Source organism: Rhodococcus sp. IEGM 1351, from assembly GCF_030056875.1.
Classification (GTDB): domain Bacteria; phylum Actinomycetota; class Actinomycetes; order Mycobacteriales; family Mycobacteriaceae; genus Rhodococcus_F; species Rhodococcus_F opacus.
Genome location: NZ_JASHKU010000035.1, coordinates 1 through 25,199, shown reverse-complemented (window position 1 = coordinate 25,199; position 25,199 = coordinate 1). Strand labels below are relative to the sequence as shown.

The window sequence follows — 25,199 nt, the reverse complement described above, 5'->3', positions numbered from 1 at the left end:
GCGTGGCGGAAAGTGTCGCACGGACAGGGCCGTCACAGGGAGAGTGTGAAGAAGATGCTGTTCGGATCGTTGCCGTAGTCCCCGAACGGGGGACATTCGGTGAAGCCCTGCTCGGTGTACAGACGCCTGGCCGGGGCGAAGAAATCCTCGACGCCGGTCTCGAGGCTGAGCCGGACGTACCCGCGTGCCCGCGCCTCGTCGACCAGGTGCGCGAGGAGCCGGGTGGCCACACCCCGCCCGCGCGCCTCCGCGGCAGTCCGCATCGACTTGATCTCACCTTCGGCCGGCGAGAGCTCACGCAGAGCCACGGTTCCCAGCACGGTCTCCTCGTCCCACAGCGTCCACACGGTGACCGACGGGTCCCGCAAACCGGGCAGATCGAGGGCGTGAACACTTTCGGGCGGCGACGTCGCATGCATGTCCGCCAGGTGCTCGGCCAGCAGACCGTGCACGGCCTCACGGGACAGGTCGTCGACTTCGATGTACACGGGCTCGAGTATGCCGAATCCGGTGCGAGAAATCGCAACGAGCACCCCGCTGCCTGGACCGCGGCGCACCATGGGGAGATGACCGAGACAGTGCTGCGCCTGAGCACCCGCCAGGGACGGTGGGTGGTCACCGCCACCGTTCTCGGCTCGAGTCTCGCGCTACTGGACGGCACGGTGGTGAACATCGCCCTGCCGCACATCGGCGAGGACCTCGGGTCGGATGTCGCGGGAATGCAGTGGGTCTTGAGCGGCTACACCCTCGCCCTGGCGTCGCTGATCCTGCTGGGCGGGGCGCTCGGGGATCGCTGGGGCAGGCGCCGCGTCTTCGTCTGGGGGACGGTCTGGTTCGCGGCGGCGTCACTCCTGTGCGGCATCGCACCCGACATCACCATGCTCGTGATCGCACGGATTCTGCAGGGTGTCGGGGCTGCGATGCTGACCCCCGGCAGCCTCGCTCTGATCTCGGCGTCGATCCACGAGGATGACCGGGGTGCCGCGATCGGGCTGTGGTCGGGACTCGGCGGGGTGGCCGGGGCGATCGGCCCCCTACTGGGCGGCTGGCTGGTGGAGGTGGCCGGCTGGCGGTCGGTGTTCCTGATCAATCTTCCGCTCGCCGTCGTCGTGGTGTGGGCGTCGATGCGGCACGTCCCCGAGAGCCGCGACCCGCATCCGCCCGATCATCTCGACGTGGTCGGGTCGGTGTGCGCGGTGATCGGTCTCGGCGCGCTCACCTACGGCCTGATCGAGATGAACCTGATCGCCGGGGTGGTGGGCGCGGTCGCGCTGATCGCGTTCGTCGTGGTGGAACGGCGCTCACCGAACGCGCTGGTGCCGCCGAGCCTGTTCGCGTCGCGCATATTCGTGGCGGCGAACCTGGTGACGCTCGCCGTGTACGCCGCACTCGGTGGCGTCTTCTTCCTTCTGGTCCTGCAGTTGCAGTTGGTGGCCGGATACTCGCCGATCGAAGCCGGGGTCGCCACCATCCCGATCACGCTGGCGATGCTGGCGTTCTCCTCCCGCGCCGGCAGCTACGCCCAGACCCACGGCCCCCGACTGCCGATGACCGTCGGGCCCGCACTCGCAGCGGTCGGCCTGCTGTTGATGACCCGGATCGGGCCGGATGCGAACTATTGGACGGTCGTGCTCCCCGGCGTCGTCGTCTTCGGCCTCGGGCTGTCCGCGATGGTCGCGCCGCTGACCGCCGCCGTGCTCGGGTCGGTCCCGGTGGACCAGTCCGGCATCGCCTCCGGAGTGAACAACGCCGTCGCGCGCACCAGCCAGCTACTGGCGGTGGCCGCGCTCCCCGGGATCGCGGGGATCGACGCCGAAAGCATGATCGACCCCACCAGCTTCTCGCACGGCTTCCGCATCGCGATGTACATCTGCATCGCACTGCTCCTGGTCGGGGCGACCATCGCCGCAGCCCTGATCCGGGCGCCCGCCCCGCCCGCTCGCACCCCGCTTGGTCCCGTCCCGGATTCGGTTGCATGCAAACCACATTGCGACGTCACCGGTCCGGCAGTGCAACCGGCAATCGCCCGGTCGAGCCCTACTCCACCGAAGCGATGACGTGTAGCGCTGCCCCGTGTTCGCGCACCTCGTCGTGGAGGGCCTCCATCTTGACGTCGAGATTGCGGGCCACGTCGGCAGCATCCTTCAACTCGTCCAGCAGCGCGGCCGGGACCGCCTTGTCGTACTTGTAGAAGATCTTGTGCTCGAGGCTTGCCCAGAAATCCATGGCCACCGTACGGATCTGGATCTCCACCCGCACCGATTCGACGCGGTCGGACATGAACACCGGAACCTCGACGATCAGATGCAGGCTCCGGTATCCGTTGGGTTTGGGTTCGGCGATGTAATCCTTGACCTCGATGAGGGTGATGTCCTGCTGGCCCGTCAACAGGTCGCTGATCCGGTACGCGTCCTGAATGAAGCTGCAGGTGATCCGGATTCCGGCGATGTCGTGGATGTTGTCGCGGATGGAGTCGAGAGTGAGCGGAATACCCTTGCGGGCAGCCTTGCCCAGCACGCTGTCGGCCGACTTCAGCCTCGACTTCACGTGCTCGATCGGGGTGTACTCGTGAATGTAGGTGAACTCGTCCTTCAAGATGTTGATCTTGGTCATCATCTCGTCGATGCCGAATTTGTACGACATCAGGAATCGGGTGAGATCCCGTCCCCCGTCGGAGCTTCGGAGACTCAGCAGTCCGGTCACGTCATCGGCCGTTCGCTGCTCCACACGTCACCCCCACCATTGCCTCGTGCATCGCCGACGGAGTGGGTGCAGGCGGCAGCGGTGCGGCGCCGACAGCCGAGAACGCCTGGAGCATGTAGCCCATGAGACGACGCCAGGCATCAGGGGCCGCGGCGCCTGTCGCCTCGACCACCCCCGCGTTCGCCATCAGAAGCAACACCAGGTCCTGGGAGGAGAAGTCCGCGCGCAGCCGACCCGTCTCCTTGGCGCGTTCGATCAGCCGCTCGAAGCCGCGGTAGGCCTCGGCCCGCTTCGCCTCGAATTCGCTTGCGGTGGGGAACGTCATGGTGAGCACGTGAGTGAAGCCGCGATCTTCCGCCTGCATGGCGCACACCCGCTCGACGTAGGCGCAGAAACCGTTCCACGGATCGGGGTCTGCCGCGGCCTCGTCGATGGCGTCGACGTAGGCGCTCATCTTGTCGGCGAAGACATCGGTGATCAGATCCTCCCTGGTGGGGAAACGGCGATACAACGTCGCGATGCCGACCCCGGCCCGCCGGGCGACCTCGGCCATGGAGGCCGTCAACCCTTGCTCGGCGAACACCTCCTGCGCCGCATCGACGACGCGCGAGCGGTTGCGCTCGGCGTCGGTGCGCAACGCCTGCCTGCACGCATTCCGTGCCTCTTTCGACCCCGGCTTCACCATGAACTCGATGCTACCCGAAGTGGAAAGCACACTCCGTTTATCGTGTCAGCCCACGCCCGGCGTTCTGGACGACCGCGCCCGATTTCTCGAGGCGGCACCCGCGATCAGCAAGCGAGTCGCACCCTTTCGTATCCTGGTCAGGTGGCGATTTCCGGTACCGATCCCGCGAGCGTCCGGGTCGACAGCTGGACCTGGGCGATCCGGCTGTTCAAGACGCGCTCCGCGGCGGCGGCCGCCTGCAGGTCGGGGCACGTGCGGGTCAACGGCACCACCGCCAAACCCGCGCAGCCGGTCAAGGTCGGTGACGAGGTCCGCATTCGCGCGGCGGGTGTCGAACGCATCGTCGAGGTCGTCCGGCCCATCACCAAACGGGTCGGCGCGGTGGTGGCGGTCGAGTGCTACACCGACAACACACCACCGCCCCCACCGCGCGAAGTCCTCGCGTCGATACCGCAACGCGACCGCGGTGCAGGCCGGCCTACCAAACGCGAACGCCGCGAGATGGACCGGTTGCGCGGGTTGTGACCGCTCAGGCCGGGGTGTGGCTGAGGATGCGCAGGGCGGCCGGCACCGCCTCGATGGTGATCGGCAGCGGACCGACCCGGTCGCCGTCCGCGTACGCCGTGATGCCGTCGCACTGCAATCGCACCTTCCGCGAACGGTAGGTCTGCACGTCAGGGAGATCCACGTGAGTGCCCTTGTAGACGCGGGGGAACAACCGGACCAGCCTCGACCGGCGACCGTAGTCGACGACCGTGACGTCGAGCAGGCCGTCGCTCTTGTCCGCGCCCGGGCAGATCTGCATGCCGCCGCCGTACGAGCGTCCGTTGCCCACCGCCACGAGGGTGGCGTCCACCTGGAACGTCTCCTCGTCCAGTTCGATGGTGTAGTGCAGCGGGCGGAGCTGCGTCAGCTCGGCGAGCATCGCGAGGTTGTACCGCATCGGGCCTTTGGGCCACGACATCCGATTGGCGCGGTCCGTGACGAGCGAGTCGAATCCGCTCGCGACGATGGTGCCCGCCCACACCACCGCGCCGTCCGCGAGCGTGATGCGGGCGAGGTCGGATTCCTGCACCTCCCCGTCCGCGATCACGTCGGCCGCGGCGACGGGATCGCCGACGGGGATACCGAATTCGCGCGCATGGTCGTTGCCGGTGCCGGCCGGGATCAGCCCGACCGGTGTCCCGGATTGCGCGGCCGCCTGCAGCCCGATGCTAATGGCGCCGTCCCCGCCGACGACGACGAGCGCGTCGGTGCCGTCGTCGATCGCCCGGCGCGCCAGCATGCGCGCGTGATCGGCATCCGTGCCGATGATCTCGGTGACGGCGACCCCGCGCTCCCGCAGGCGCGCCACCCCCTTGCGGCCGGCGACGGGTGCGTGACCGTGTCCGGCGAGGGGGTTGACGAGGACGGTGACCTTCTCGATCACCTGCTGCGTGCTCACGGAATCAACTTGCCGGGGTTGAGGATTCCCGCAGGATCGACCGCGTCCTTGACCGCCCGCAGAATCGCGACGCCCAGGTCGCCGATCTCGTCCCGCATCCACGGACGGTGGTCGACTCCGACCGCGTGGTGATGCGTGATGGTTCCGCCGGCGGCGATGATCGCATCACCGGCGGCGGTTTTGGCCTTCCGCCACTGTTCGATCGGGTCTTCCGCTTGCGCGGACACGACGGTGAAGTACAGCGAGGCGCCGGTCGGGTACGTGTGCGAGATGTGGCACAGGACGAGCGGCGGGGTGCCCTGCCCGGCCAGCGACTCCGTCAGCGCAGTGGTCACGGCGGTGCGGAGCGCAGCGAGGTTGCCCCAGGTGGTCGCGGTTTCCAGCGTCTCGCACAGCGCTCCCGCGTCGAGCAGCGAGTCGCGCAGGTACGGTGCGTCGAAACGGCCGTGCTCCCAGCCGTTTCCAGGCGCCTCACCCAGGGACGTGCCGCCGTGCGCCACCAGCACGGCGCGAGCCTCCGCCGTCCGCTCCGCGGTGTGCTCGGCGGTGCCCTCGAACGTCGTGATCGCCAGGCAGCCGCCGGTGACGGTCTCCTCACCGATCTTGTCGGTGGTCGCGAGGTTCACCGCCGTCTCCGCCTCGTCGGACAGTCGCAGCACGGTCGGGACCGCACCTTCCTGCCGCAACGCCCGCAGAGCCGCCGCGCCCGTCTCGAAGTCGGGGAAACTCCACCCTTCCCGGACGGTGGTGTCGGGGACCGCGTGCACCCGCACCCGCACCCGGGTGATGACGCCGAGCGTTCCCTCCGACCCGACGAACAGTTCGCCGAGGTCCGGACCCGCCGCGGAGGCCGGGGCGCGCCCCGTGTCGAGGGTCCCGGTGGGGGTCACCACCCTCAGTCCCTGCACCATGTCCTCGAACCGCCCGTACCCCGCGGACGCCTGCCCCGACGACCGGGTGGCCGCGAAGCCGCCGATGGTCGCGAACATGAAGCTCTGCGGGAAGTGCCCGAGCGAGAAGCCGTGCGCGCCGAGCAGTTCCTCGGCGAGCGGACCCGTCACACCGGCTCCCAGCGTCGCGATGCCGGAGTCGGCGTCGAGGTCGATGAGCGCGTCGAACCGGCGCAGGTCCAGCGAGACGACGGCGTCGAATCGGTCGCGCACGGGGTCGAGCCCGCCGACCACGCTCGTTCCGCCACCGAACGGCACCACGGCGATGCCGTGGTCGGCGCAGTATCGGAGCACGTCGGCGACCTCGTCGTCCGTACCGGGGGTGACGACGGCGTCGGGCGCGTTCTGCGGTTCGGTGCTGCGGCGGCGCAGCAGGTCGAGCGTGCTCTTGCCGCCGGAACGCAGCAGCCGGTCGGAGTGCGCGGTGCTGCAGAACTGTTCTCCGACGATGCCCGCGAGCGCGGCGACCTGCTGGTCGGACAGTGCGCTCGGAGCCAGGACGACGTCGTCGGCCGCCCGGTCGGAGGGCTCCCTGATCGTGACGCCGAGGGCCTGTTGCAGCAGCCCCTTGATGCCGTCCGAGAGGATCTTGTGCTTCTCCGGCGCGCCCCAGGCGTCCCACTGCATCGGGGGTGCCGTCAGGACGGCGTGATCTTCCGATCGCTCATTGCTCATGCGTTATAGTGTTACACATCATGTAAGAGTGTAACTAGCCCTCTTCAGCGACCGCCCCGCTCCCGCCACACCTGCCGGATGGGCCGCAGCACCAATCCCATCTGTTTCCGTGTCTTCCCACGCGTCACCAGAACACCCGTGATCGCCACGATCCAAACCGGGTACTGCACGAGCCAGGCCACTCGGAACGCGTCGAACGAGTACCCGCCCATCGCATCGAGGATGAGACCCATCGCCTGGATGACCAGCAACGACGCCAGGAAGCCGCCGATGTTGACCATGCCCTGCGCCGTTCCCATGCTGGTGCTGGGGTTGAACATGCGGGCGTAGTCGAAACCGATCATCGAACCGGGGCCGCCCACCGAAATCACCATCACGAGCACGATCAGCAACCAGATCGGCGCCGGACCCGGCAGCGACAGGACAACGGTCCAGATCGCCGCATTGCTGCTCATGATCGCCAGCACCAGATAGGAGCGGCGCATCGGGAAACGGCCGCTGAGGATGCCGATGATCGGGCCGGCCACAATTGCCGAGATCACCGACAGGGTCAGCAGCGAACCGGCCTCCGCCGGCGACAATCCCTGCGCCGACCTCAGGTACGGCACACCCCACAGCAGGGCGAACGTGGTCATCGAGAACTGCGTGCCCATGTGGGTGAAGAACCCGAGCCTGGTGCCGGGACGCCCCCACACGGTGCGGATCTGCCTGCCCACCTCCCGCAGTCCGGCGGGCGCGGCCACCACCTCCAGACCGGGAGGCGCATTGCGGATGACGGAGACGGCCAGCACGAACGACAGCAAACCGAGCGACGCCGCGCTGCCGTACGCGAAACTCCAGCCCGGCCCGTTCAGCAACAGCATCAACGGCAGCGCCGACAGGATCTGACCGATCTGACCGAAGATGCCGGTGAGCTGCGACACGAGCGGGACCCGCCGCGGCGCGAACCACTGCGGCACCAGGCGCAGCACGGAGATGAACGTCATCGCGTCGCCGACGCCGACGAGAACGCGCGCGGCGACCGCCAGCGGCAGCGATTCGGTGAGCGCGAGCAGCATCTGCGCCGACGCCATGATGAGGGCGCCCGCGGAAATCATGACTCGCGATCCGTACCGGTCGAGGAGCACACCGGCGGGGATCTGCATCCCCGCGTACACCACGATCTGGAGTACGACGAAACCCGACAACACACTCGGACTGATCGAAAATCGTTCCGTCGCCGCGAGGCCCGACACACCGAACGAGGTTCGATGCAGGACGGCGACGATATAAGCGACAACCCCGACGCCCCACACCAACCACACTCTGCTCATCGCAGATCAAACTACCCCCCAGCAGGTATTACCCGCCGGTCGAAGTCACTCGCGGCCCAGCGACACCCAGGTCGGATCGGCTGTGCGCTCGCCGACGGTGAGATCCGCGAGCAGGTCCAGACGCGCGATCTGCCCTTCGGTCAGCGTGAGCGCGAGCGCGCCGGCGTTCTCCGTGACACGGGCCGCGAACCGGGTACCGGGAATCGACACGGACGGCAACCCGAACTCGCGGGCTTTCGCGTCCAGCCACGCCAGCGACACCTGGGCGGGCGTCGCGTCGAGTTCGGCAGCGACCTCGCGGACGACGTCGAGCACCTTCAGGTTCGCCGGCAGCGCATCGTCGCCGAAACGCGGGAACCGGCGACGCAGATCCTTGTCGCCCAGCGTGGCCGGGTCGTACGTTCCGGTGAGGAATCCCCGGCCCACCGGCGAGTACGGCACGAAGCCGATGCCGAGTTCCGCCGCCGCGGGAACCACGTGCTTCTCGACGTCGCGACTCCAGATGCTCCACTCGCTCTGGATCGCGGCGATGGGGTGCACGCGCGAGGCGCGACGCAACTCGTCGCCGGTCGCCTCCGACAGTCCGATGTTGCGGACCTTCCCGGCCTTCACCTGTTCCGCGATCGCACCGACGGTGTCCTCGATGGGCACCTCGGGGTCGACGCGGTGCAGGTAGTACAGATCAACGGTGTCGACGCCGAGCCGGGACAGGGATTCGTCGAGGGCCTGCGCCACGTATTCGGGCTTGCCGTTGATGCTGCGCCGGCCGTTCGCGATGTTGCCGACGAGACCGAACTTGGTGGCCAGCTGCACCTCGTCGCGGCGTTCCTTCAGCACCGTGCCCACCGCGATCTCACTCGCACCGTCGCCGTACACGTTGGCCGTGTCGATGAACGTCACTCCGATGTCGATGGCGTGGTGGAGGGTCGCGAGCGCCTCCGCGGCGTCGACGGGGCCGTACACGGGGGCGACGGACATGGCGCCGTAGCCCTGCGCGCTGACGGTGAAGCCTTCGGACAACTGCACGGTGGGGATGTTGGTCATGCCCCCATCCTTCCCGAGCACCCCGACAGGTGCATCGTTTGGAATCGCGCTGATCGTGACCCGGCTGCCTCTACCCTGAAGGCATGGCATTCGACTGGTTCGAACTCGCCCGCATCGCCCACCGCGAGTTCGGTGCACGGGTCGCCGCGATCACCGACTGGTCGGCGCCGACACCGGACCGCGACTGGGACGTCACCCAGCTGGTGCGGCACGTCATCGAGGAACAGCAGTGGGTTCCCCCGCTGCTCGCCGGGAAGACGGTCGGCGAAGCGACCCCGGACATCGAGCCCCTGCACGGCGACATGCGGTCGGAATGGCAGCGGTACTCGGACGCGGCCATACACGCGTGGTCGTCGACCGACCCGCGGACGCAGGTGCACCTGTCCTACGGCACGGTGCCGCTCGAGCCGTATCTGCGGCAGCAGATCGCCGACGTCACCATCCACGCATGGGACCTCGCCAAGGCCACCGGATCCGACGACACACTCGACCCGCAACTCGTCGCCGGCGTCTGGTCGGATCTCGACGGCCAACGCGAGATGCTCTCCGAGAGCGGGCTGTTCGCCGACCCCGTCGACGTTCCCGACGACGCGCCGCTCCAGGATCGCCTGATCGCCCTGACCGGTCGCGATCCCCGGCAACGCATTTAACCAACCGCCGCCGAGGGTCCCGCCTACGCTGGGAGACATGAGTACCCCGGATCCCAAACCCCGCAGCCGCGACGTCACCGACGGATTGGAGAAGACCGCAGCGCGCGGAATGCTCCGTGCGGTGGGCATGGGCGACGACGACTGGGGAAAGTCCCAGATCGGCGTGGCGTCGTCCTGGAACGAGATCACCCCCTGCAACCTGTCGCTCGACCGGCTCGCGAAGGCCGTCAAGGACGGCGTCCACGCCGCGGGCGGGTACCCCCTCGAGTTCGGCACCATCTCCGTGTCCGACGGCATCTCGATGGGACACGAGGGCATGCACTTCTCCCTCGTCTCCCGTGAGGTGATCGCCGACAGTGTGGAAACGGTGATGCAGGCCGAACGCCTCGACGGATCGGTGCTGCTCGCCGGTTGCGACAAGTCGCTGCCCGGCATGCTGATGGCCGCGGCCCGCCTCGACCTCGCGAGCGTGTTCCTCTACGCCGGTTCGATCCTGCCGGGTGTCGCCAAAATGTCGGACGGCACCGAACGCGACGTCACCATCATCGACGCGTTCGAGGCGGTCGGCGCCTGCTCGCGCGGACTGATGAGCCGTGAGGACGTCGACGCCATCGAACGAGCCATCTGTCCCGGCGAGGGCGCGTGCGGCGGAATGTACACCGCGAACACGATGGCCAGTGCCGCCGAGGCACTCGGCATGTCGCTGCCCGGCAGCGCCTCCCCGCCCGCCACCGACCGTCGTCGCGACGGATTCGCGAGGCGCAGCGGTGAAGCCGTCGTCGAACTGCTCCGACGCGGCATCACCGCCAGGGACATCCTCACCAAGGAGGCGTTCGAGAACGCCATCGCCGTGGTCATGGCGTTCGGCGGCTCCACCAACGCCGTCCTGCACCTGCTGGCGATCGCGAGCGAAGCGGATGTGGAACTGACCCTCGACGACTTCTCCCGCGTCGGTGCCCGCGTCCCGCACCTCGCGGACGTCAAACCGTTCGGCAAGCACGTGATGAAGGACGTCGACCACATCGGCGGCGTCCCCGTCATCATGAAGGCCCTGCTCGACGCCGGGATGCTGCACGGCGACTGCCTCACCGTCACCGGCAAGACCATGGCCGAGAACCTGTCGGCCATCGCCCCTCCCGACCCCGACGGCAAGGTGCTCCGCGCGATGAGCTCGCCCATCCACCCGACCGGCGGAATCACGATCCTCAAGGGTTCCCTCGCCCCGGGCGGCGCGGTGGTGAAGTCGGCCGGGTTCGACTCCGACGTCTTCACCGGCACCGCCCGCGTCTTCGAACGGGAACGCGCCGCGATGGACGCCCTCGAGGACGGCACCATCACGAACGGCGACGTCGTGGTCATCCGCTACGAGGGTCCCAAGGGCGGACCCGGCATGCGCGAGATGCTCGCGATCACCGGCGCGATCAAGGGTGCCGGACTGGGCAAGGACGTCCTCCTGCTCACCGACGGCCGATTCTCCGGCGGCACCACCGGCCTGTGCGTCGGCCACGTGGCACCGGAGGCCGTCGACGGCGGTCCCATCGCGTTCGTCCGCGACGGCGACCAGATCCGACTGGACGTCGGGACGGGCACCCTCGAACTGCTCGTCGACGAGGAGGAACTCGCCGGCCGTAAGAACGGGTGGGAGCCTCTGCCCCCGCGCTACACCCGCGGGGTCCTGGCCAAGTACACGAAGCTCGTCGGCTCCGCCTCGGGCGGCGCCGTCTGCGGGTAGGCGCTTCGCGCCCGTGCGCCTTTCTGGTTGTCCTGGCTACCAAAAAGGCGCACGGGCCCGAAGGGCCTAGATGGGCCGGAACCCGGCGCCGGGACCGCCGCTCGCGTTCATGTCGGCGATGATCGAGTTGAGGTTGGTGCCGATCTCCGGGCCGATGCACGGTGCCGCGAGGTAGGCGTTGACCATGGCCACCAGGGTGGTGCCGACGACCATCGGTGCGCCCGAGTCACCCTCGATCACGCAGGCCTGGGTCCACGTCTCACCCGTCTGCATGAGGTCGCCGTAGACGATGCCGCAGGTGTTGCCCGTGGTGCGGCCTTCCTTGCACGCCACCTGTGGGAAGGCTGCCGGTGCGCCGATGTTGGTGATGGTGACGCCGCCCACCCTGTTGACCGGGACGACCTTCGCCGGGTCGAACTGGATCACCGCGTAGTCGAGAACGGGGTTGGAGACGACGAACGTTCCGACGATGCCGCTGTCCTGGCTGGCCTCGGGCACCACGTAGGAACCCGATTCACCGCAGTGGCCCGCTGTCAGGCCGACGAGCCGGCCCGCGTTGTCGTGTCCGATGGTGGTGAGTGAGCAGACGAGTTCGTCGTTCACCACGATCCCCGAACCGCCCCCCAAGACGGCGGCCGGAGCTGCTGTCGCGGACCCCGCCGCAACGAATCCCAGAATTCCCGCTGTCGCCGCAACAACCGCCGCGAATCGTTTCAACATTTTTCGAACCTTCCCGGATGAGCCCCGACGGCCGCGTGTCTCCCCATAAGAATCCCACCCCGCACAAGACCTGCGTGGGGGAATGCCGATGTAGAGACCGCGACCGTTGCCGACCCGGGCGCTACTCGACGGCGCCGAGCGCCTCCAGTGCTTTGCGGGCGTCCTCGAGTTGCCGGCTCAGCTCGTCCACCCGGGCCGCCGCGAGGTTGCGTGCCGCCACGATGATCGACTCGACGGCCTCGATCGCCGTCTCCTCCCCGAGTTCCCGGACGGCGCGCTCGACGGCGTCCGGCGAGACGGGGACGGCCTTGCCGGGACGCTTGGCTCCGTGCGCGACGGTGACGCTCCAGTCGTTGTCGGCGCCGGCGTGGATGGTGACGCTGACTCCCGCGGGCACCTTCTTGCTGGTGCGTTTGGCCGGTACCGCGGCGGGTTTCGGGACCGCGGTGGCGGCGGGCGCAGGCGTCGCGACGGTCTTGGCGGCCGGAGTCTTGGGGGCGGGGGGCGGACCGGGCTCGATCTCCTGGTGCACGACCGGGGTCGCGGGAGCGGCGGGCGCGGGCGCAGACTTGGCGGCCGGAATTCGTCTCATCAGAAGCTCCTCCGCTTCGAAGGGGAGCTCGTCGTCGACGCCTTTGGGGCGGATCAAGAGCGTATTGCCTTGCACGGAGATAACTTTCGCCGAGGCTCCGGCCTCGAGCCCGAGGCTGGGCATCGCCTCGCGCAGATACACGGTGGCCCGCTTACCTTCCGCGATCGCGGCAGCGAGGGTCTCGAGATTCTCCGCGGTCAGGTGATCCGGTGCGGCGGCACCGGAACGTCTACGGGGCGGCATGCGCTGTCCTTTCTGGTCTGTCTCCTGGTTACGCTCGTGAGCACCGCAACTCTCGCACACCCCACCGACGGTTCCGCATCGGACGGGCTCGCACAGTGGCAGATTGAGGGGAATGGACGCACCGCGACCATGCGTGCGCATCGACCGTATCGAGAGGAACGACGTGACCTCGGAAGCACCGGAGAACGGCGACGAGACCGCAACGACGACGGAGATCTCACCGACCCTGCTCCGCGACGTCCAGGCCGATCTCGAGGAGTCGCTTCTGGGCGGGCCCCGCCGCTACACGCGGACCGAGATCGCCGACTTCGCGGGGGTATCCCTCGAACGGGCGGATCGCCTGTGGGTGTCGATGGGTTTCGCGGTCGACACCGATCCGGACGGCGTCATGTTCACCGAGGGGGACGCCGCCGCGTTGCGCACCATCGCGTCGCTCGTCGACCAGGGGATCATCTCACCGGAACGCGAAGTGGCGGCGGCTCGTGCTCTCGGCCAGTCGATGTCGCGGCTCGCCGAATGGCAGGTCTCGTTGATCAGCACCCACATCGTCGATCAACTCGCCGGGTCCGCGGGCAGCGACGAGCAGGCCATCCGGGAGCAGGTGCGCGAACTCACTGCCGAGATCCTTCCGGCGGTCGAGTCGTTGCAGGCGTACGTGTGGCGCAGGCACATCGCCTCGACCACCGGTCGCAACGTCGGGAATCCCGGCGAGGAGGTCGCGAGCCGGAAACTGGTGGTCGGCTTCGCGGACATCGTCGGGTACACGTCGTTGACCCGTCAGCTCGGCGCGCGGGAACTGAGCGACCTTCTGGAACGTTTCGAGTCGGCGTCGACGTCGGTCATCGGCCGCCATCAGGGGTGGGTGGTGAAGACGGTCGGCGACGAGGTGATGTTCGCCGTCGAGTCGCCGTCCGATGCGGCGGAGATCGCCCTGCAGCTGCAGGAGCAGGTTCTGCCGGACGAGGCGGACCCCGAACTGCGGGTAGGACTCGCGATGGGTCCGGTGCTCGTCCGGTTCGGCGACCTCTACGGCTCCGTCGTCAACACCGCGGCGCGACTCACCGGTTCGGCGCGTCCCGGCACGGTGCTGATCGACGAGGCGCTCGCCCACGAACTCGCCGACGCTCCCGGTTACTACCTCAAGCAGCTACGTCCACGACGTGTTCGAGGGATTCGACGACTCGAACAGTTCGTGCTGCGTCGAGACCGGGACGCCTAGCGACTGTCAGCTTCCGAAGGGAAGGGTTCCGGGCGGGATGGAGTATCCGCTGCTGCCGGCGGCGACGCCGCCCCAAGCACCGAGGAGCCAGTTGAGTGCATCAGTGATCATCGAGAAACCTTCCCACACCATTCATTCGATACGCGCGGCATCCGGTGCCGCGCGCACGTGCCACGGTAATGACGACGCGCGGAGCTGTCGACGTCACAATGCCTGAGCAGGCGGTATCTCGAGGAGCGTCGGCTTCGCGGGACCGGCGGCGACCTGGGCGGCGCGTGCGGCGAGGAAGTCGTCGACGATCTGCTCACACGCGGTCCGTCCCAGCGGGGTCAGGGTCGCGAGCCGGGTGAAGACGAGTGGTCCGATGAGTTGGGCGAGAGCGAGGTCGTAGTCGAATTCGCCGAGGCGTTCGGCCGCCTCGGGTGTGCCGAAGACCTGGTCGAACGCCGCCCGGTACTGCTCGACGATGGTCTGCCTCAGCGTCCGCAGTTCCGGTTTGTCCGACTCGACAGCGGCCGCGCTCGAGTAGTCGTCCAGCGCGGGGCCCATGCCGAGCCAGCACATGGCCGTCACGTTCATGGGGGCACTCTCGATGAGTTTCGCCTGACTGACCATCAGCTCGACCAGCCGGTCGCGGAGGTCGCCGTCGGCGGGCACGGTCGGCGCGGGTGGGAGCAACCGCCCGAACGCCGCGGCGACCAGTTCGGTGCCGTTGCCGAAATGCCGGTAGAGCGTGGCCCGAGCCACGTTCGCCAGCTTGGTGACGGCGTCGATCGTCACGGCGTCGGTGCCACCCTTCGCGAGAAGAGTTGTCGCGGCGTCGAGAAGTCTCGCGCGAGAGCGCTGCCTGCGGGGATCCTGCTCGGTCATCTGCACCGCCCGTTCCTGCCACTGCCGCACCTCTTGTGAACTACCAGTCTACCAACGATACTGACAGTCTCGTTACTTCCACGGAGGGATTACATCGTGCGCTCTCGGGACTCCGCACCACCGCAGGACACCGAACAGAGCAACACCACCGGCTGGACCCTTCGGCAGATCTGGATGCTGACCGTCGCGTGCTGCGCGGTCGCACTCGTCGTTGCGGCGATGGCCGCACTGAACACCGCCCTGCCCGACCTCGCCCGCGACACCGGCGCCAGCCAGAGCCAGCTCACCTGGATCGTCGACGGCTACACCCTCACCCTCGCCGCACTCCTGCTTCCCGCCGGCGCACTCGGCGACCGCTACGGCCGCCGCGGCCTCCTCATGTTCGGACTGCTGATCTTCGGCCTGGGTGCCGCCATTCCGATCCTGAACGACAGCCCGGAGTGGATCATCGGGTCCCGCGCGGTCGCCGGCATCGGCGCGGCCTTCGTGATGCCGGCGACGCTGTCGCTGCTCACTGCCGGTTTTCCACTGTCCCAGCGCGGCCGGGCCGTCGGCATCTGGTCGGGTGTCGCCGGGTCGGGCGCGATCGCCGGACTGCTGGTCTCGGGACTGCTGCTCGAACAGTGGTCGTGGAAGGCGATCTTCGTCAGCCTCGCCGTGGTGTCCGGCGTCCTCTTCCTCACCGGATTCACCATCACCTCCTCACGCCAGACCGACCAGGCGCCGCTCGACGTTCCCGGCACCGTGACGATCGCGACGGCGGTGGGCCTGTTCGTGCTCGGCACGATCGAGGCGCCGCACCGCGGCTGGCTGGACCCTGCCGTCGTCGGACTCATGGCGGGTGGCGTCGCCGCCGCGGTGGCGTTCGCGCTCGTCGAGTTGCGCCGCGAGCATCCGCTCCTCGACGTCAGGCTCTTCGCCAACCGCGCCTTCGGGTCGGGGTCGATGTCGTTGCTGATGCAGTTCCTCGCCATCCTCGGGCTCTTCTTCTTCGCGGTGCAGTACCTGCAACTGGTGCTGAGCTACTCGCCGCTGGAGTCGGCGCTCGCGCTCGCCCCCATCGCGGTACCCGTGATGATGCTGTCCGCGGGGATGCCGTTCGTCCTCCCCTATGTCGGCCTCCGCCCGTTGCTGTCCGTCGGCGCCGCGATCCTCGGTGTCGGAATCCTGCTGATGGTCCGGCTCGACGAGTACTCGAGTTACCCCCAGGTGGCTCTGCCGCTGGTCGTGGCCGCGTTCGGCATCGGCCTGTGCACCGCACCCGCCACCACCGCAATCGTGCAGAACACTCCCGATGAGAAACAGGGAGTGGCGTCCGCCGTCAACGACACGGCACGCGAGATCGGGGCGGCGATCGGCGTCGCACTGGCAGGCAGCATCCTGGCCGCGGGCTACGGCAGGCACGTCCAGCCGGCCGTCGACGCCGTCCCCGACGTCGCGAAGGAGCCCGTGTCGAGTTCCCTGGCCGCCGCGCTGCACGTCGCCCAGTCGGCGGGCCCGCAGGGCGAGCAGCTCGCGAGCTTCGCCCGGAAAGCGTTCCTCGAGGGAATGGACGAGGCGTCCATCGCCCTGGCCTGCGTGTGCTTTGCGTCCGCGGTCGTGCTCGCGGTGTGGGCGCCGGGCCGGAAAGGGTCGTCTCCGGCGCCGCGGAAGGACGAGGAACTGGCCGACGTCGACTGAGCGGACGTTGCCCTTGTGACCGCCGTCATTGTATCGTTCAGTATCAGTTACTGAATGTCACAGTTAGTTGACCGCCTAGTCACAGAACAAGGGGTAGTGATGACCGCATCGATCGTCGTCTCCGACCGCGAAGAGACCGCCCAGCGCTTGCTGGCGTCGTCGGCACGCAAGTCCTACGACCCGATGGTCGAGGTCGACTGGGAAGCACCGATCCCCGACGACAAGTTCGGTCTCACCCCTGAGTGGAGCACGCTCTACGGCACCGCCCTCTGGGACGAAATGACCGAAGAACAGAAGATCGAGCTCACCAAGCACGAGGCCGCCAGCGTGTCCAGCGTCGGACTGTGGTTCGAGATCCTGCTCATGCAGATGCTCCTGCGCGACGTGTACGGCCGCGACAAGCACTCGCGCCACGTCCAGTTCGCGCTCACCGAGGTGGCCGACGAATGCCGCCACTCGGTGATGTTCGCCCGCGCCGGTGAACGCCTCAACATGCCGAGCTACGGACCGCACCCCGCGATCCACAAGCTCGGACGCATCTGGGGTGGCTTCTTCCGGGGCGCGAACGCGTACGCCAGCGTGATGGCCGCCGAGGAGATCCTCGACATGATGCAGCGCGACTTCATGAAGGACGAGCGCGTGCAGCCCGTCACCCGCACGGTCAGCAAGATCCACGTCCTCGAAGAGGCCCGCCACATCCGCTTCGCCCGCGAAGAGGTCGGCCGCCGCATCGAGGGCGCCAGCTGGGCTCGGCTGCAGTTCGAGCGGCTCAACACCGCGGTGGTCGTGTACTTCGTGATGAAGAGCATGATCCGCAAGGACGTGTATGCGAATGCCGGACTCGACCCGGAGCGGGCCGCCGCCGAGGCCAAGAACAACCAGCACTACAAGGACACCGTTCGCACGTCCGGTTCCAAGTTGATGCAGTTCCTCGATGGCGTCGGCCTCGTCGGCGGCCCGTCCAAGCGCCTCTACAAGAGGGTCCATCTCCTCTGAATCATGTGGGGACGTGGTCCAGGTAGGACACACCGGTCGAGGTGATCTCGAGTACGCGGGCGGACGGAATGTCGAAGAACATTCCCGCGACGCGTACTCGACCCTCGGCCGCTGCCGCGCCGACGAGGGGATGGCGCCCGAGGGTTTGCACCTGGACCGCCACGTTCACCATGCCCAGCTGGTCGACCTCGTCGAATCCGAGTTCGGCCGCTGCACGTGCCACCGGATGACCGCTGAGGAACGCGTTCCGGCTCGGCTGCGCGAACGTCAGCCACTGTTCGACGGCGTCGCGATCGGACCCGTCGGTCTCGGTCGGTGCACTCGCGAGCACGGCCTTCATCGCGCCGCAGCCGGAGTGGCCGCACACGATCACCGAGCTGACCTCGAGTTCGTCGAGGGCGAAGGCCAGTCCCGCCTCGACCGACACGTCCTGTTTCCCGGTCGGGACGAGGTTGCCCACGTTGCGCACCGTGAACAGGTCGCCCGGACCGCTGCTGGTGATCACGTTCGGCACGATGCGTGAATCGGAGCAGGTGAGGAACAACGAGTCGGGGCGCTGTCCGTCCCGCAGTTCGTCGAGGTGCGGGAGCAGCTGAGCCGCGTTCCGCCGGTGATACTCCGACACTCCCGCGAGGACCGGCCGGAGTGCCGCCGGTGTGGTGGTGGAGTCCTCGGTGTCGGTGTGCCGCGGCTGCCAGCTCTTCCACGGGGCGAACCCGCGGGGGCTCACCACGCCGATGCCGCGCCGGGGCGGCGACGCGCCGACGGCGTCCATGTCGACGGGACCGAGCGCGTCGATCACGACCGTTCCGCCGTTCCGCTCGTGGTGACGCTTCCAGTCGTCGATCGCCTCGAACATGGCGTGGTCGAGGAAGTCGACCGCCAGTTCCACGGTGACGTGCGCGCCCTCGGGCACCTTCGCGAGGATCCCCGTCAACGCCGGCATGGACAGGAAGCTGCACGACCCCTCGACGGTCACGCGCCACCGCCCGGAATCCTCGGAGCCGACAGGTTCGGCCCGCATCTTGGGGTGGATGACCCGCCACAACAGCAGGACCACCGCGAGTGCGAGGCCGATGATCACACCCTCGAGCAGGTTCAGGAAGACCACGCCGGCCACGGTCACGCCGTACACCCACAGGTCGCCGGTGCGCCGGGCCGTCCGCAGATGAGCCATTTTGACGAGCTGGATGCCGATCACGATGAGGAGGCCGGCCAGCGCTGCCATCGGGATCTGCTCGACGAGCCCGGTGAGCAGCGCGGCGAAGACGAGGATCCACACGCCGTGCAGCACGGCGGACGCCCGGGTGCGCGCCCCGGCGGCCACGTTGGTGGAACTGCGCACGATCACACCGGTGACCGGCAGGCCGCCGATGAGACCCGAGAGCATGTTGGCCGAGCCCTGACCGACGAGTTCACGGTTGAACTCCGAACGCGTGCCGCCGTGCATCTTGTCGACGGAGACCGCGGACAACAGGCTCTCGACGCTCGCGATCAACGCGACCGTGAGTACGCCGGTGGCCACTGCGAGCCACGGGCCGTCCGGCATCGAAGGCAGTGCCACGGCGTCGAACAGGGAGCCGTCCAACGTGATTCGATCGATGTCGAGTGGGAGGACAAGGGACAGAACGGTGGCGGCGACGACGGCGACCAGCGGGCCGGGGAGCACCTGCAGCTTGCCGGGGATCTTCTTCCAGAACAGCAGGACGGCGATGACCACCGTTCCCACGAGGACGTCGCCGTAGCGGGCGGACGTCAGCTGGCCGGGGAGCTGAGTGAGGTTCTCGATGGTCGAGCTGTGCGAGCTGCCACCGAGTAGGACGTGAATCTGCTGGAGGGCGATCGTGATTCCGATACCGGCCAGCATGGCGTGGACCACGACCGGCGCGATGGCCAGGGCTGCACGGGCAATTCTACTGAGCCCGAAGATGATTTGAAGGAATCCGGCTGCGACGGTGATCGCGCACGTGGCCTTCCAGCCGAATGTGGCGACCAATTCTCCTACCACCACGGTCAATCCGGCGGCAGGACCGCTGACCTGGAGTGGTGAGCCACCGATGGAACCCGCCACCACACCGCCGACAATCGCCGCGATGAGCCCCGCCATGATCGGGGCGTCGGACGCGATCGCGATACCGAGCGACAGCGGCAGTGCGACGAGGAAGACGACGAGCGACGCGGGCAGGTCGTATCGCGCGTTATCTCGCAACCTTTCGCCGAGGGTCGGTCCGGGGGCGGGTGCACCGGATGGGGGTGCTTTCTCGTTCTCGAGGATCGACATGTCGTCACCTTACGGGCGGAGAACGACGAAACGCCCGAAACGGACGGGGTCTTGTGGCATGTGTCACTGTGACAGCACTTTTCACCCAGTTGAATCGAAAACTATTGGACAACAGTTCATTACATGAAGCTTAAAGTTCACAAAGTTCACGTCGCCCGCTCTCACACTGTGAGACGTGCCGGTCACCGAGGGAAAACGGTGACCGGCACGGCCGGTCGGACCTAGACGGACGTGGGCACGACAACCAGTGCCCAGACGAACATCGGGGCCGACAGCACGATCAGACCGCAGTAGGCGAGCATCTTGCGCTGGAAACGGCCCTTGTCCTCGACCTGCGCGTTGGCGAGCACCATCACGCCGTTCGTCGAGAACGGGCTGACGTCGACCACCGTCGCGGAGAATGCCAGGGCCGCGACGAATCCCACGGCGCCGACCTCTCCCATCGCGAGCATCGGCGCGGCGAGGGGCAACGCGATGCCGAGGGTACCGATCGACGATCCGAACGCGGAGATGATCGCAACCGCGTAGCAGAGGATCAACGCGGTCAGCAACGGCGATCCGAGAGCCGACGCCGCATCGCCGAGGAAGTCGAGCGTGCCGTTCTGCGTCATGACCGCCATGTAGGTGAGCATCCCGCACACGAGCACCACGGCCGGCCATGCCACGTTGTCGATGACCTTGGGGTGCGACTTGGGCGCCATCAGCAGCAGCACCGCACTGATGCAGATCGAGCTGACGCCGACGTCGATTCCGAACGCGACCGACCCGACGACGAGAAAGCCGATGCCGGCGAGCGTCGCGAACCGGTACCGATTCATCTTCACCGGCTTCATGCCTTCGTGGATCAGCGCCTCCTCGATGACCTCGCGATCGGTGAGGGTCGCGGTGTTCCCGCCCGGGCCGTTGCCCGACGCCACGCCCCCGGACGGCCGGCGCGAGGAACCGCCGAATCCTCCGTCGTCGGGCGTCTCCTCGACGGGGCGGGGAGTGCGGCGACCGATCAGGTCGAGGCCGTAGATCAGGAACAGCACGATCGCGATGGCCAGGTTGAGGACGAACGGCAGAGCGAACAGGACCAGGGGATTCGATCCGACGCCGGTCGAGTCCATCAGTCCGTTGATGAATGCGCCGTAGAGATTGATGGGTGAGAACGCGCAGGCCAGGGCACCATGGCTGATGACCATACCCATCAGGAACGGGTTGATCTTGTTCTTGGCCGCGAGAGGCATTGCGATGGGGGCGAGCATCCCGACCGCGAGGACGGACCCGAGGGCCATCAGCAGTCCGGACAGCAGGAACATCATCCACAGGATCGCCCACCGCCTGCCGCGCACGAGTCGGAGCGAGGCCTCGATGACGAGGTCGATGGTCCCGTTCGTCTTTGCTATGGCGAACAGCAGCGTGATGCCGCCGACGATGATGAACGTGCTGCCGGGGAAGGCGTCGATGATGTCCTCGACCGGGATCCCGGACACCCAGCCGCCGATGACGAACGCTCCGGCGAACGCGAGGATGCCCATGTTGATCGGGGTGAGGGTCGCCACTGTGAAGATCGCGATCAGAGCGACGATGGAGATTGTGTAGACCATGGTCGGCCTTTCGAGGTGAGTTCGCAGATCACACTGCGGTGAGGGGCCGAGCTTGGGCCAGAGCGTGTTTCACGGTGTCGACGGCGAGGCCGAGGGCCTGCTGATCGATACCGGTGTCGATGTCGTGCGCGTGCAGGTGCGCGACCAGTTCCTCGGTGGCGAGGTTGCCGTGGGCGCCGGGCGCGAACGGGCAGCCGCCGTACCCGCCGATGGCACTGTCGAAGTGCGTGATGCCGAGCTGCCGGTGCGCGGCGATCACGGTGCCCAGGGCCTGACCGTGCGCGTTGTGGAGGTGCAGGCTCAGTTCGATGTCGGGGAGGGCGTCGCGTACCGCCCCGGCCGATGCGAGCACCTGCTCGGTGGTGGCCGTCCCCAGTGTGTCGGCCAGCCCGAGCCGGCGCACACCCATTGCGGCCATCGCGCTGGCCACCCGTACCAGTGTGGCGGGGGCGATGATGCCCTCGAACGGACAGACGAACGCGGTCGACACACCTCCGAGGAAACTCCGGTCCGGGTACTTCTGCAATGCCTCGGCAAGTCCGTGCAGCGCCTCGTCCGGGTTCCGGCCCGTGTTCGCCGTGCTGTGCCCGGCGCTGGCGGACGTCACGACCTGGATCTCGTCGATGCCGGTCGCGATCGCACGGTGCACCCCGCGCGGGTTGAGTGCCAGAGCGCTGTACGTGACCGACGGGTCGGTGCGGGGCAGCCGGGCGATGACGTCGTCGGCGTCCGCCATCTGCGGGACACGCGTGGGTGAGACGAACGATGCCGCTTCGATGTGCTTCACACCGGCGGCGACGAGGGCGTCCGCGACGGCGATCTTGTGGTCGGTGGAGACGACGACATCCTCGTCCTGCAGTCCGTCTCGCAGCACGACATCCGTTATGGTGACTGACATTTCACTTTCCTCCGATTCAGATGACGTTGCGGGCGCGGTAGTCGTCGAGCTGATCACCCGACAGATTCAGCAATCCGCCGAGGATCTCGTCGGTGTGCTCACCCAGTTCGGGTCCGGCCCAGCGGATCTGTGTGGGTTCGCCGTCGAGCTGCGGGACCACTCCGGGGAAGCGCACCTCTTCGGGTTCCCCGTCGACGGACACCTTCAGGCTCTGCAGCATGCCGCGGGCGTTGTAGTGCTCGTCGTCGGCGATCTGCACGGCGTCGTACACCTCGCCCACGGGCACACCGGCGGCGCCGAGTTCGGCGACGACGTCGCGGGGGCGACGCACCGACGTCCACGACGAGATGGCCTCGTCGAGTTCGGCTTCCCGACGGAATCGCTGATCACCGTCGGCGAGCTCGGGATCGTCGGCCAGATCGCCGCGCCCCACGGCCTGCATCAACCGGCCGAACACGCCACTCGAGTTGCCGGCGATGATGACGGAGCCGCCGTCGCACGGATAGACGCCGCTGGGCACCACGCCGGGCAGGTTGCCCGCGGTCCGTTCTCGGACCATGCCGTACGCGTCGTAGTCGGGGACGAGGGATTCCATCGCCATGAACACCGACTCGTACAGGGCCACGTCCGCGACGCGCGGGGTCGAGTGATCGCCCTGCCTCGCCTTGGCCAGCAACATCATCAGAGCGCCGATCGCGCCGTGCAGTCCGGCGAGCGTGTCGGCGATGGGGGCGGCGGCCCGGACCGATTGACGGTCCGGATAGCCGGTGACGTGCCGGAGTCCGCCGAAGGCCTCGGCGACGCCGCCGAAGCCGGTGCGCTCCCGGTACGGGCCCGTCTGCCCGTAGCCGGAGATCCGGACCAGCACGATGTCGGGGTTGGCGGCCGTCAGCTGGTCGGGCCCGATCCCCCACCGCTCGAGCGTTCCTGGACGGAAGTTCTCGATGACGACATCCGACTTCGCGGCGAGGTCGAGAATGATCGCGCGGCCCTCGTCGGTCCGGAGGTCGAGGGTGACGGACCGCTTGTTGCGCGCGATCGTGCGAAACATCATCGACGTCGCGCCGCGGCGGCGACGCCAGCCCCGCAGTTCGTCGCCGACGCCCGGTCGCTCGATCTTGACGACCTCGGCGCCGAAGTCGGCGAAGATGCGGCTCGCCATGGGGGCTGCGATGAAGTTGCCGAGTTCCAGCACACGGATGCCGTGCAGTGGGCCGTTCTCTGGGACCTGCATGTGAGAGTTCTCCCTCGTCGATCTGTACTGGATGACGACTGGGTTCCTACCTGCTGATTCTCATTATTTGGCAGTTAGATTCCCGTCTGATAAGAATGACGGTAGTGGTAGCAGTCACAATTGGCAATGCCCGGAGTCCGCGCCACACGACAATGGACGACGGGACGCTGCGGAATGCAGCAGGAATCCGCTGCTCGACAGGAGGAGAACACGGTGAGAGAACCACACGTCGTTGCGATCGATGGACGTTCGCCGCGCGCGGAGAAGACCACGTGGGTCGCGCCGACCGCCGCGGTGATCGGCGCCGCAACACTCGGCGCGGAGACCAGCGTCTGGTACGGCGCGGTGCTGCGTGCCGATTGCGATTCCATCACCCTCGGCGAGGGCAGCAACATTCAGGACGGAGTGGCCGTTCACGTCGATCCGGGTTTCCCCGTCGTCGTCGGCCGGAACGTCAGTGTGGGGCACAACGCCGTCCTGCACGGCTGCACCGTGGGGGACGGCGCCCTCGTGGGCATGGGAGCCACCGTCCTCAACGGAGCGGTGATCGGCGAGCAGTCGCTGGTCGCCGCCGGCGCGCTGGTACTCGAGGGCACGCGAATTCCGCCGCGCTCACTCGTCGCCGGCGTGCCCGCCAAGGTGCGTCGCGAACTGACCGACGACGAGGTGGCCCACAACGCCGCCAACGCAGCGGTCTACCGTCAACTGGCGCAGCAACATCGGTCGGCGGACGTCACCACGTTCGACATCGCCTGAGCGAGTCAGTCGCCCGGAACGGATTTCTCGATCTGCCGCGCGGCAGCGACGACTGCGCGGCCCATCGACGCACCCAGGTTCTTCCCCATCCGCCCCTCGGGACCCGACACGCACACGGCAGCCACGATCTCGCCGTGCCTGCGGACCGGCGCACTGATGGACGCGGATCCCGGTGTGCGTTCCGAAACCGACACCCACCAACCCGATTTCACGGCTTCGGGGTCTGCCTCCCAGTCTCCGGACAGCACGTGGCCGCTCGACCCCTGCGGTAGCGGTACCAACGTTCCGACGGGCAACGCCACCCGCAGTTCGTGCTGGGAATCGACGCTTGCGGCGCAGAGACGGGATTCGCCCCGGCGAACCCACAACTGCGCGGATTCCCCTGTCGCCTCGCTCAATTCCCGCAGCGCCGGAATCGCGAGGTCGCTCAACGCCGTGGTGACGAATCGCTGACCCAGGTAGAAGCGGCCTTCCTCATCCTTGCGCAGAAGGCCGTGCTTGACCATGTCGGTCGCCAGCCGGTACGTGGTCGACAGGGACAGGTCGAGTTCACGGGCGAGGTCGCTCGCGCCCATCGGGCTCGACTCGACGACGTCGAGGATCGCCACCGCGCGGGCGAGCACTCCGACGCCGATCTCACTCCGCGCAACCATCGCAGTCCATTTCTATTGCCCCATTGAAGTATTCAGATTGTATAGGAAAGCGGCGCGCGACCGTCCGCATCCCGTCGATACGGCTAGTTGCCCGGGTGCCGGTTGACGACGGGAACCGGGGCCGGTTACCTCTGTGACAGGCATTCGCCATTTCCCCGGTGCGTAGTCGCGCTCACCTCCCGGGCATCCGAAAACCGTTGCAAGGAAAGGCACCATCATGACGATCGAGCAGACTCTCACCGACAAGGAACGCCTGGCAGGTCTCGACCTCG

At 67.7% G+C, this 25,199-nt stretch carries 23 protein-coding genes; 8 read left to right on the top strand and 15 right to left on the bottom strand.

Translation table 11 applies throughout. The features are described from left to right. Positions 1–32 precede the first annotated feature (32 nt). Positions 33–560 (bottom strand): GNAT family N-acetyltransferase, encoded by a 528-nt coding sequence (locus QM806_RS36595; RefSeq protein WP_120659637.1) that lies wholly within the window; start codon positions 558–560, stop codon positions 33–35. Between the two features lie 6 nt (positions 561–566). On the opposite strand from QM806_RS36595, the gene QM806_RS36590 reads away from it, so the two are divergent. Continuing rightward, positions 567–2,057, top strand: coding sequence for an MFS transporter (locus QM806_RS36590; protein ID WP_283294642.1), 1,491 nt, complete (start codon positions 567–569; stop codon positions 2,055–2,057). Here the strand turns inward: QM806_RS36590 and QM806_RS36585 are convergent. After that, complete coding sequence (locus QM806_RS36585) at positions 2,038–2,727, bottom strand: GTP pyrophosphokinase (RefSeq protein ID WP_005255930.1); 690 nt, start codon at positions 2,725–2,727, stop codon at positions 2,038–2,040. The two genes, QM806_RS36590 and QM806_RS36585, sit on opposite strands and share 20 nt — an antisense overlap. After that, entirely contained in the window at positions 2,705–3,388 is a 684-nt protein-coding gene (locus tag QM806_RS36580; RefSeq protein WP_005561889.1) for a TetR/AcrR family transcriptional regulator, read from the bottom strand. The genes QM806_RS36585 and QM806_RS36580 overlap by 23 nt, the downstream gene beginning before the upstream one ends. A 141-nt stretch (positions 3,389–3,529) precedes the next feature. On the opposite strand from QM806_RS36580, the gene QM806_RS36575 reads away from it, so the two are divergent. Further along, positions 3,530–3,913 (top strand): RNA-binding S4 domain-containing protein, encoded by a 384-nt coding sequence (locus tag QM806_RS36575; protein WP_005561891.1) that lies wholly within the window; start codon positions 3,530–3,532, stop codon positions 3,911–3,913. A gap of 4 nt (positions 3,914–3,917) precedes the next feature. Here the strand turns inward: QM806_RS36575 and QM806_RS36570 are convergent, their stop codons facing one another. The 4 genes from QM806_RS36570 to QM806_RS36555 all read right to left on the bottom strand — a co-directional run bounded on the left by QM806_RS36570 (position 3,918) and on the right by QM806_RS36555 (position 8,814). Then, entirely contained in the window at positions 3,918–4,832 is a 915-nt protein-coding gene (locus tag QM806_RS36570; RefSeq protein WP_005561892.1) for a diacylglycerol kinase, read from the bottom strand. Then, positions 4,829–6,409, bottom strand: a complete 1,581-nt coding sequence (locus QM806_RS36565) for an FAD-binding oxidoreductase (RefSeq protein WP_005561894.1) — start codon at positions 6,407–6,409, stop codon at positions 4,829–4,831. Before QM806_RS36565 ends, QM806_RS36570 begins: the two co-directional genes overlap by 4 nt. A gap of 92 nt (positions 6,410–6,501) precedes the next feature. After that, positions 6,502–7,770: an MFS transporter gene (locus QM806_RS36560; RefSeq protein WP_037203483.1), complete on the bottom strand. Its 1,269-nt coding sequence runs from the start codon at positions 7,768–7,770 to the stop codon at positions 6,502–6,504. 45 nt (positions 7,771–7,815) lie between these two features. Further along, positions 7,816–8,814, bottom strand: a complete 999-nt coding sequence (locus QM806_RS36555) for an aldo/keto reductase (RefSeq protein WP_007297918.1) — start codon at positions 8,812–8,814, stop codon at positions 7,816–7,818. Positions 8,815–8,897: 83 nt separating this feature from the next. Between QM806_RS36555 and QM806_RS36550 the strand changes: the two genes are divergently transcribed. Beyond that, positions 8,898–9,464: a TIGR03086 family metal-binding protein gene (locus QM806_RS36550; protein WP_133986168.1), complete on the top strand. Its 567-nt coding sequence runs from the start codon at positions 8,898–8,900 to the stop codon at positions 9,462–9,464. A gap of 37 nt (positions 9,465–9,501) precedes the next feature. After that, a complete protein-coding gene (gene ilvD / locus QM806_RS36545) occupies positions 9,502–11,196 on the top strand; it encodes a dihydroxy-acid dehydratase (RefSeq protein WP_009478121.1) in 1,695 nt (564 codons plus the stop codon). 66 nt (positions 11,197–11,262) lie between these two features. On the opposite strand, the gene QM806_RS36540 is transcribed toward ilvD, so the two are convergent. Together QM806_RS36540 and QM806_RS36535 are read right to left on the bottom strand one after the other, a co-directional pair. Continuing rightward, positions 11,263–11,916 (bottom strand): S1 family peptidase, encoded by a 654-nt coding sequence (locus QM806_RS36540; RefSeq protein WP_005255921.1) that lies wholly within the window; start codon positions 11,914–11,916, stop codon positions 11,263–11,265. Between the two features lie 121 nt (positions 11,917–12,037). Next, entirely contained in the window at positions 12,038–12,751 is a 714-nt protein-coding gene (locus QM806_RS36535) for a DUF6319 family protein (RefSeq protein ID WP_005255920.1), read from the bottom strand. A gap of 163 nt (positions 12,752–12,914) precedes the next feature. On the opposite strand from QM806_RS36535, the gene QM806_RS36530 reads away from it, so the two are divergent. Beyond that, on the top strand, positions 12,915–13,970 hold the full coding sequence (locus tag QM806_RS36530) for an adenylate/guanylate cyclase domain-containing protein (protein ID WP_054247079.1): 1,056 nt from the start codon (positions 12,915–12,917) through the stop codon (positions 13,968–13,970). Between the two features lie 204 nt (positions 13,971–14,174). Here the strand turns inward: QM806_RS36530 and QM806_RS36525 are convergent, their stop codons facing one another. Beyond that, positions 14,175–14,846, bottom strand: a complete 672-nt coding sequence (locus QM806_RS36525) for a TetR/AcrR family transcriptional regulator (protein ID WP_043787452.1) — start codon at positions 14,844–14,846, stop codon at positions 14,175–14,177. Positions 14,847–14,936: 90 nt separating this feature from the next. Between QM806_RS36525 and QM806_RS36520 the strand changes: the two genes are divergently transcribed. Both QM806_RS36520 and QM806_RS36515 read left to right on the top strand, forming a co-directional pair. After that, positions 14,937–16,520, top strand: a complete 1,584-nt coding sequence (locus QM806_RS36520) for an MFS transporter (RefSeq protein WP_283294639.1) — start codon at positions 14,937–14,939, stop codon at positions 16,518–16,520. 99 nt (positions 16,521–16,619) lie between these two features. Beyond that, positions 16,620–17,516 carry an AurF N-oxygenase family protein gene (locus tag QM806_RS36515; RefSeq protein ID WP_005255915.1) on the top strand — a complete coding sequence of 299 codons (897 nt, stop codon included), beginning with the start codon at positions 16,620–16,622 and terminating at the stop codon, positions 17,514–17,516. 1 nt (position 17,517) lies between these two features. On the opposite strand, the gene QM806_RS36510 is transcribed toward QM806_RS36515, so the two are convergent. From QM806_RS36510 to QM806_RS36495, 4 genes are all read right to left on the bottom strand, one after another. Beyond that, positions 17,518–19,797, bottom strand: coding sequence for a SulP family inorganic anion transporter (locus tag QM806_RS36510; RefSeq protein WP_283294637.1), 2,280 nt, complete (start codon positions 19,795–19,797; stop codon positions 17,518–17,520). A 221-nt stretch (positions 19,798–20,018) separates the two neighbouring features. Then, the gene (locus QM806_RS36505) at positions 20,019–21,386 is read right to left on the bottom strand and encodes an SLC13 family permease (RefSeq protein WP_054247057.1); all 1,368 of its coding nucleotides are present in this window, start codon (positions 21,384–21,386) and stop codon (positions 20,019–20,021) included. Between the two features lie 28 nt (positions 21,387–21,414). Then, a complete protein-coding gene (locus QM806_RS36500) occupies positions 21,415–22,284 on the bottom strand; it encodes a hydroxymethylglutaryl-CoA lyase (protein ID WP_005561919.1) in 870 nt (289 codons plus the stop codon). 16 nt (positions 22,285–22,300) lie between these two features. Next, positions 22,301–23,518, bottom strand: coding sequence for a CaiB/BaiF CoA transferase family protein (locus QM806_RS36495; RefSeq protein WP_054247054.1), 1,218 nt, complete (start codon positions 23,516–23,518; stop codon positions 22,301–22,303). Between the two features lie 213 nt (positions 23,519–23,731). On the opposite strand from QM806_RS36495, the gene QM806_RS36490 reads away from it, so the two are divergent. Further along, entirely contained in the window at positions 23,732–24,274 is a 543-nt protein-coding gene (locus tag QM806_RS36490) for a gamma carbonic anhydrase family protein (RefSeq protein ID WP_182623694.1), read from the top strand. Positions 24,275–24,279: 5 nt separating this feature from the next. Here QM806_RS36490 and QM806_RS36485 read toward each other — a convergent pair whose 3' ends face one another. Then, positions 24,280–24,927 (bottom strand): IclR family transcriptional regulator, encoded by a 648-nt coding sequence (locus QM806_RS36485; RefSeq protein ID WP_005570725.1) that lies wholly within the window; start codon positions 24,925–24,927, stop codon positions 24,280–24,282. Positions 24,928–25,199 lie beyond the last annotated feature (272 nt).

What these genes read in the sequence shown, in the direction of transcription:
- QM806_RS36540 (WP_005255921.1), bottom strand. Translation starts at nt 11,916, where the DNA reads ATGTTGAAACGATTCGCGGCGGTTGTTGCGGCGACAGCGGGAATTCTG.
- QM806_RS36550 (WP_133986168.1), top strand. Translation starts at nt 8,898, where the DNA reads ATGGCATTCGACTGGTTCGAACTCGCCCGCATCGCCCACCGCGAGTTC.
- QM806_RS36510 (WP_283294637.1), bottom strand. Translation starts at nt 19,797, where the DNA reads ATGTCGATCCTCGAGAACGAGAAAGCACCCCCATCCGGTGCACCCGCC.
- ilvD (WP_009478121.1), top strand. Translation starts at nt 9,502, where the DNA reads ATGAGTACCCCGGATCCCAAACCCCGCAGCCGCGACGTCACCGACGGA.
- QM806_RS36565 (WP_005561894.1), bottom strand. Translation starts at nt 6,409, where the DNA reads ATGCAGTGGGACGCCTGGGGCGCGCCGGAGAAGCACAAGATCCTCTCG.
- QM806_RS36590 (WP_283294642.1), top strand. Translation starts at nt 567, where the DNA reads ATGACCGAGACAGTGCTGCGCCTGAGCACCCGCCAGGGACGGTGGGTG.
- QM806_RS36485 (WP_005570725.1), bottom strand. Translation starts at nt 24,927, where the DNA reads ATGGTTGCGCGGAGTGAGATCGGCGTCGGAGTGCTCGCCCGCGCGGTG.
- QM806_RS36555 (WP_007297918.1), bottom strand. Translation starts at nt 8,814, where the DNA reads ATGACCAACATCCCCACCGTGCAGTTGTCCGAAGGCTTCACCGTCAGC.
- QM806_RS36580 (WP_005561889.1), bottom strand. Translation starts at nt 3,388, where the DNA reads ATGGTGAAGCCGGGGTCGAAAGAGGCACGGAATGCGTGCAGGCAGGCG.
- QM806_RS36505 (WP_054247057.1), bottom strand. Translation starts at nt 21,386, where the DNA reads ATGGTCTACACAATCTCCATCGTCGCTCTGATCGCGATCTTCACAGTG.
- QM806_RS36500 (WP_005561919.1), bottom strand. Translation starts at nt 22,284, where the DNA reads ATGTCAGTCACCATAACGGATGTCGTGCTGCGAGACGGACTGCAGGAC.
- QM806_RS36515 (WP_005255915.1), top strand. Translation starts at nt 16,620, where the DNA reads ATGACCGCATCGATCGTCGTCTCCGACCGCGAAGAGACCGCCCAGCGC.
- QM806_RS36535 (WP_005255920.1), bottom strand. Translation starts at nt 12,751, where the DNA reads ATGCCGCCCCGTAGACGTTCCGGTGCCGCCGCACCGGATCACCTGACC.
- QM806_RS36495 (WP_054247054.1), bottom strand. Translation starts at nt 23,518, where the DNA reads ATGCAGGTCCCAGAGAACGGCCCACTGCACGGCATCCGTGTGCTGGAA.
- QM806_RS36560 (WP_037203483.1), bottom strand. Translation starts at nt 7,770, where the DNA reads ATGAGCAGAGTGTGGTTGGTGTGGGGCGTCGGGGTTGTCGCTTATATC.
- QM806_RS36595 (WP_120659637.1), bottom strand. Translation starts at nt 560, where the DNA reads ATGGTGCGCCGCGGTCCAGGCAGCGGGGTGCTCGTTGCGATTTCTCGC.